We start from the raw sequence: 5516 nt of genomic DNA, 5'->3' as shown, positions 1-5516 counted from the left end.
GTCCGTTGGTTCAAAGGGAACTATCGCGACTACGAAGAGTGGCGCCTCAAAGAACTGGGCAGCAAACTATTCGAAAACCGCCGCGCCCGCTACCGCAAGATCGTGAAGTAATTCTCCAGGCAACAAATGAGCCAAGCACGACGGCGCAGCGTTTGAGGCGGAAAAAAGTATCGGCTCAAGATGCAGTAGACCGTATTGTCATCCTGAGCGTAGGACTGCGCGAGCGCGGGTTTTGGTGATAGAAACGACGGGCAGGGAGTCGGCCTTAACTCGGCATCGGACAACATGTGCTCTCGTTCACTACTCACACCGTCTGTTCCTCCTGCGCGCCACACGGCGCAAAACATAGTAGCCTGGGGCAGAGTCCTCCGAAGCCCCGAGACGCAGTCGAGGGGCGAAGGTGGACGACGCCCCAGGTCAGCAACCCACCCTAACGACCGCTCTGAAGGAGCGCCACATGCAAGAGGCTTGGCTTGTTTCTTAGAAGTCCGCCTACGGCGGAAAAAGGATCTGGATTGAGAACGACTTTTCGAGTGCCAGATGCTTCGCTTCACTCAGCATGACAAATCGAAACAGGCTAAACGTGTGGTCTTGACGATGCTACTACGTGGAAGCGCGTAGACCGGTCCGCCTGAACCGTCCTAATTAGACGAGAGAGCACCCTCTGGGGCTGATTGCGGCTTGTTCACATCGGTGGCAGCGACACGCGTCTTACTCGCGTCGATTTCTTTCAGCCACGCAAGCGTGTCATTCAACACCTTGTAGACGTGTGCTTCATCAAGCCCGATGTGATCCGAATCGTACATGATGAACTTCTTGGGCTCGCTCGCGGCTTCGTAAAGCGCCTCGCCGGACGCCGCCGGGACGATCTGATCGTAGGAACCCGACTGAAACAACGACGGTCTTGGCGAGATCTTTGAGACATACCTGATAGGGTCTGCCGGCGCCATGACGTATTGCATAACCCAACTGACCGGGTTGTGAAGAATCCCCAGTTCCTTCTTCGACGCTTCGCTGTCGAACAGCAGCGGCAGATTACCGCCTCCGTACGTCATGACTGCCGCGGCAATGCGAGGTTCAAACGCCGCAGCCGTGCAACCGGTGATGGCGCCATAGCTTGCGCCGAGCAGATAGATGCGATCGTGCGCAATCTCCGAGCGTGTTTGCAGATAATCGACCAGCCGGCGCGTTTCAATGACATTCAACGCGGCGCGCCGGCGCAATGCAAAGAGGTCCCGGACGGGGTTCTTTCCCGGCAGCTTGCGCTCGCCCTTTGTATATTGCTCCTGACAACAAATCGCAAATCCCGCCTTTGTATAGACCGCCGCGATGTCATCCAGAAACTCTTTCTTCTGATTGATACCGTACAAGAAGATGATGCACGGGAACGGACCGGACATGTCGCGGGGTTCCGCCAGCAGCGTGGGCACGGCCTGTCCCGGCATTCCATCGAAGGTGAGGTCGATGCGATGGTAGTCGGGACGCTCTTCCTCGCCGCGAACCACCGCATTCAAGGGAGCAGAAGGGTCGTAACCAACCAGGAATTCCCGGTCCCACGCGGACTTGGCGACGGCAAGACCTACCGCGCTGATACAGAGCACAACTACAAGACCAATGAGTATTTTGTATCGCAATTTCATGGGCATAGTCTAGAGCAGATTCGATGATTACGTCAACGTTGTCTTCGACGGATTTCCTCCGGAACTCGGTTCCGTGCCGCAGCTTCCGGGCCCGATGGCGGTCGCGAAGTCCAATATCCTATGTATATACCATCCGACTTCTCAATCGTTGCGCCATTCGGCATAAGTCCTTTTCGTAAAGCAATATACACACCCGATGCGTCGATGCGCGCGTAGCGCTCCAGCAGGTCCAGTGCATGCTTCGACGGCCTGGTTTCTTCCCATGCCCCCGAGTCCGTTGGACGGTTCAGCGCGTAGCCCACCAAAAGCGCCATGTCTCGATTCTGGAAGAAGTAGACCGTCCCCCGAGCGCTCAGATGTTCCCTGATGTATGCAGACGCTTGCTCAGCGGACTTATATGGACTCTGTCCCACAGCCTCGCCGTGCTCGAGCCTGGCGAGCAATCCCGACGCGGTAGCCACAGGCAGGAACCATCCCGACATCATGGGCACCGGTCCCGGGGGCATACGCGTTCCCGTGCCCATCAAAAGAACCGTTGGCGAAAGCGCCAAACACGCGCAGGCAAGCGCTCGTCTCACGGAAATCGGTCGTTGCAGCAACGGTGCGAAGAGCCGCGCCGCGACGATCGCCAAAATAGGCAGCGCCGTGCCGAAGAAGCGGCCTCCATACGAGATAAGCGAAGGCAAACCCACGGCGATGAGACACAGCAGCAATGCATTCTCGGCGTTTCGCCATCGCGTGAATCGCGCGGAATGCACGCATGCGAGGAGAAGTCCCACGTTGATGCACTGAAGCCACGACAGCTTGAGGAGTGCATTCATCGCCGCCGAATGCTCGCCGTACACCCCCGCATCGATGGGATGGCTGAACCAATCGCGGAATGCGAAGACGCGGCCGTACCACGGCACAATCATCACGAGGATGAGCGCTATCAGCAATACCCATCGCACCGGCGAGATTCGCTTCCAAATACAGAAGACCACTAACCCCGTCAGAATCGTCACCGGACTACCCATGTGCGTGTAGAAGGCTAGAGCCCCCAACGCCGACGCGGCCAATACATGCCCGGACAGGAATGCCATTGCCATGAGCATTGCGAAGGCCGCGGCCAGCGCGCTCGGCGTGCTCATATACGAAAGCACAATGAAACCAGCGTCCCAGCCAATTAGAAGCAAAGCCATCAAGGCCCTGCGCGCATCGAATAGCCACCGCGCAAAATACCAAGTTACGCCATAGACAAATGGCAGCGATAGCGCTTGCACCGATTGAAACCCTGCCGTGATATCGCCTCGAAACAACAGCGCCAGACCCGCAATGAGTAGATGATAGAGTGGGGGATAGAGGTGCGGCCGGCCCAGCGGCGCAAAGCTCCACGTGTCCCAATACGGAATTCCGTGTATCGCGAAAATCCCCTGAACGACGCGCATGTGATAGAGATTGTCTGGCGGCAGAGGCGGGAAGTCTCCTCGGCCAATCCACAACAACAGCGTCATAACGGCGAGCACACCGAGGCTCACCGCGTCGAGTCGTTCGAATCGGAACCGCAGCGGACGCGGAGTCCATTCGCTTGACGCTTCTTCTATCTCGGGACGCAGCCGACGAAACACGAACACTTGCGCAACGACAATGAAAAGCGATGCGCCCGCCAGTGCCGCGATAACGGATTTATCCAGTTGAACCATCAGTACTCGTGTTTGTGGCTAGGCTTTCAATGCTGCGCCTGCGCAATTCTGACAGGTCCGCGCTTTTCGCGTTGGTACCGATACACAATCCAACCCGTAACCGCGAACAAGACCAAATAGTAAATGCTGAAGGCCAATTCCCCGGGATGGCTCTTGGGACCTGTCACCAATTGGGCGCACACATTCTGCACAATCAGGACCAGCCACATGATCGCATAAGCGTGAGGCATCGCATCGTCCTCGAAGTACTCTTTCCCGGGCACGAAGAACGTCCGCACAACAAGCCACAGAAGGCCGATAATCAACAACGGGCCAAACACCAACCACAGGACGTGGCTCCAATACTCTTCATTGCCCAGGTAGATGTTTGCCCACCCTTTCAGCCCGCTGCGCAGCGACAATCCCAGTCCAAGCAACAGCCCAAGATACGCGCCAAAGCGTTCCAGTCTCGGATGATCGCTCGCCCAACTTACCTCCAGTGTTGCCTTTTCGCTTTCGGACATTTTCCGATTCACCAGGAAATACGCGATGCCATAGGCCACGCCGATGCTGATGCCCCCTGACGACTCCCAACACCGCCACCAATTGAAAATGTCGCCTCCAAAGAGTCCAGGAGCCCACTTCCAGTTCTGCAGCAATGCCCAGCCCAGCCCATTCACCGTTCCAACGGTCACGATCAGAATGACGTTCTTCCGGTGCAACCGTGCGGCCTCGAACGCCAGAAAACCCAGGTACATCCCCATGTGCGCAATCGCCGCGCGGTTGTCGCTCAAGAGCCGTTTCAACGAAGGGTTGTTTTCAAGATCCTCGTACTTCGCGGCTATCGATTTATACAGCGGATGAAACATCTCCGGGTATGTGTCGAGCAGATGCTTGGCGATAACGACTCCCGCGAACCCGCACGCGAATCGTAGCGTCCATCGCATGGCAATGCGCCACGCGTTGGCCGGACGTTCCGCGCCGCACCATGCCAACATGCACGCCCCCAGCCCCGCCCACGGCATCCCCGCGATGAACAACCACAAAAAACCATACGCGCGCGATATAGGAACGAACTCGTTCTGGGCCGCGTTTGTCATGAGGCGGCCCGCAAAGAAGCTCGGCCACTGCATCCATCCCCGCGCGCCCGCCATGCCAATGCCTATGGTTAGCGCCAGAATAATCCACCCCGATGTGTACCGCCGCGACTGAATCTCGCCCGGCTCCCGTGCGATAAACCACCACGCCGTGCCCCACGTCACACCCGCGAAGAGGCAACCCATCGAGCCGCCATACCCCGAACAGCCGCGCACCGCCCACGTCATTCCGCCCAACGCCGCAAACAACACCGTGGGGAGAACCAAGTCCTGCACATAATCGTGCCGTGTTTCTGTACTCATGCCGACAACTCTAGCGTTGCGAGAGATCGCGGTCAATCTGCCCATAGTCCAGATGTCACCAATCTCCTGGGATGCAATCGCTGGTGAAATACCGTCGTTCGCGACTCACGTCCGCCCGTCATTCGTGCCACACACTCTCTCTTCCAACTGCCCACGCCCACACCTACGCCCATGCCTACACACTCTTGCTGTGGCGTGGTCTCCCGATCCGCCTCAGGCGGACCACTCTCACGACCACAGGTCTCCATCTCGTCCATCTCGTCCATCACGTCCATCACGTCCATCACGTCCATCACGTCCATCATGTCCATCATGTCCATCATGTCCACTTCCAGACTTGCCCCTTCCTCTTGAGTGCTGAAAGCACGAAATACCCCAGCCCAGGGTGACGCGGTCGTTCATGACCGCGTTACCCTGGGTACAGAACCCCAAAAAAGGAAACCACGCTGTAAGCGTGGAAGAGGCTCAAGGCGGGTCAATCGAGCCTGTAATGTCTCGCCGACAAAGCCGCAGATATAATTCCTTGAAAAATTGGGAATGATTGCCCCCTGCGACCCGTAAGTCCCTCGTTTCGCAAGGGACTTCTGGGCAAGACTCCTCGTATCGGCACCGCCACAAGATCAAAACGCACGGTCTGTGACCAATCACAGACCGTGCGCCCGGCACATTCCAGTGCAACGAACTTGCACTATATAGTAGAACGTCCTCTAGAGAGAGACCAGCGATTCGCGATCACACGCGAATGTAGATCTTCTTCTTGTTTAATACGTAGACAAAGCCAATGGAGAGCAGCAACCCAAACAGGGCAAGTGCGG

The 5516-nt window shown here is 57.2% G+C and carries 5 protein-coding genes; all 5 read right to left on the bottom strand.

The genetic code is table 11. The annotated features are described in order from the left end of the window. Positions 1-89 precede the first annotated feature (89 nt). Entirely contained in the window at positions 90-308 is a 219-nt protein-coding gene (locus K1Y02_24895; GenBank protein MBX7259619.1) for a hypothetical protein, read from the bottom strand. Positions 309-641: 333 nt separating this feature from the next. After that, the gene (locus tag K1Y02_24890) at positions 642-1640 is read right to left on the bottom strand and encodes a prolyl oligopeptidase family serine peptidase (protein ID MBX7259618.1); all 999 of its coding nucleotides are present in this window, start codon (positions 1638-1640) and stop codon (positions 642-644) included. 32 nt (positions 1641-1672) lie between these two features. Next, complete coding sequence (locus tag K1Y02_24885; GenBank protein ID MBX7259617.1) at positions 1673-3322, bottom strand: hypothetical protein; 1650 nt, start codon at positions 3320-3322, stop codon at positions 1673-1675. 26 nt (positions 3323-3348) lie between these two features. Continuing rightward, positions 3349-4701 carry a hypothetical protein gene (locus K1Y02_24880; protein MBX7259616.1) on the bottom strand — a complete coding sequence of 451 codons (1353 nt, stop codon included), beginning with the start codon at positions 4699-4701 and terminating at the stop codon, positions 3349-3351. Between the two features lie 32 nt (positions 4702-4733). Continuing rightward, positions 4734-5024 carry a hypothetical protein gene (locus tag K1Y02_24875; GenBank protein MBX7259615.1) on the bottom strand — a complete coding sequence of 97 codons (291 nt, stop codon included), beginning with the start codon at positions 5022-5024 and terminating at the stop codon, positions 4734-4736. Positions 5025-5516 lie beyond the last annotated feature (492 nt).

The organism is Candidatus Hydrogenedentota bacterium, from assembly GCA_019695095.1.
Taxonomy (GTDB): Bacteria; Hydrogenedentota; Hydrogenedentia; order Hydrogenedentales; family SLHB01; genus JAIBAQ01.
This window is presented reverse-complemented; position numbering and strand designations above follow the sequence as displayed.

Bases quoted from the DNA above. Each gene is read 5' to 3' on its own strand.
- K1Y02_24885 (MBX7259617.1), bottom strand. From the start codon at position 3,322: ATGGTTCAACTGGATAAATCCGTTATCGCGGCACTGGCGGGCGCATCG.
- K1Y02_24875 (MBX7259615.1), bottom strand. From the start codon at position 5,024: ATGATGGACATGATGGACATGATGGACGTGATGGACGTGATGGACGTG.
- K1Y02_24880 (MBX7259616.1), bottom strand. From the start codon at position 4,701: ATGAGTACAGAAACACGGCACGATTATGTGCAGGACTTGGTTCTCCCC.
- K1Y02_24890 (MBX7259618.1), bottom strand. From the start codon at position 1,640: ATGAAATTGCGATACAAAATACTCATTGGTCTTGTAGTTGTGCTCTGT.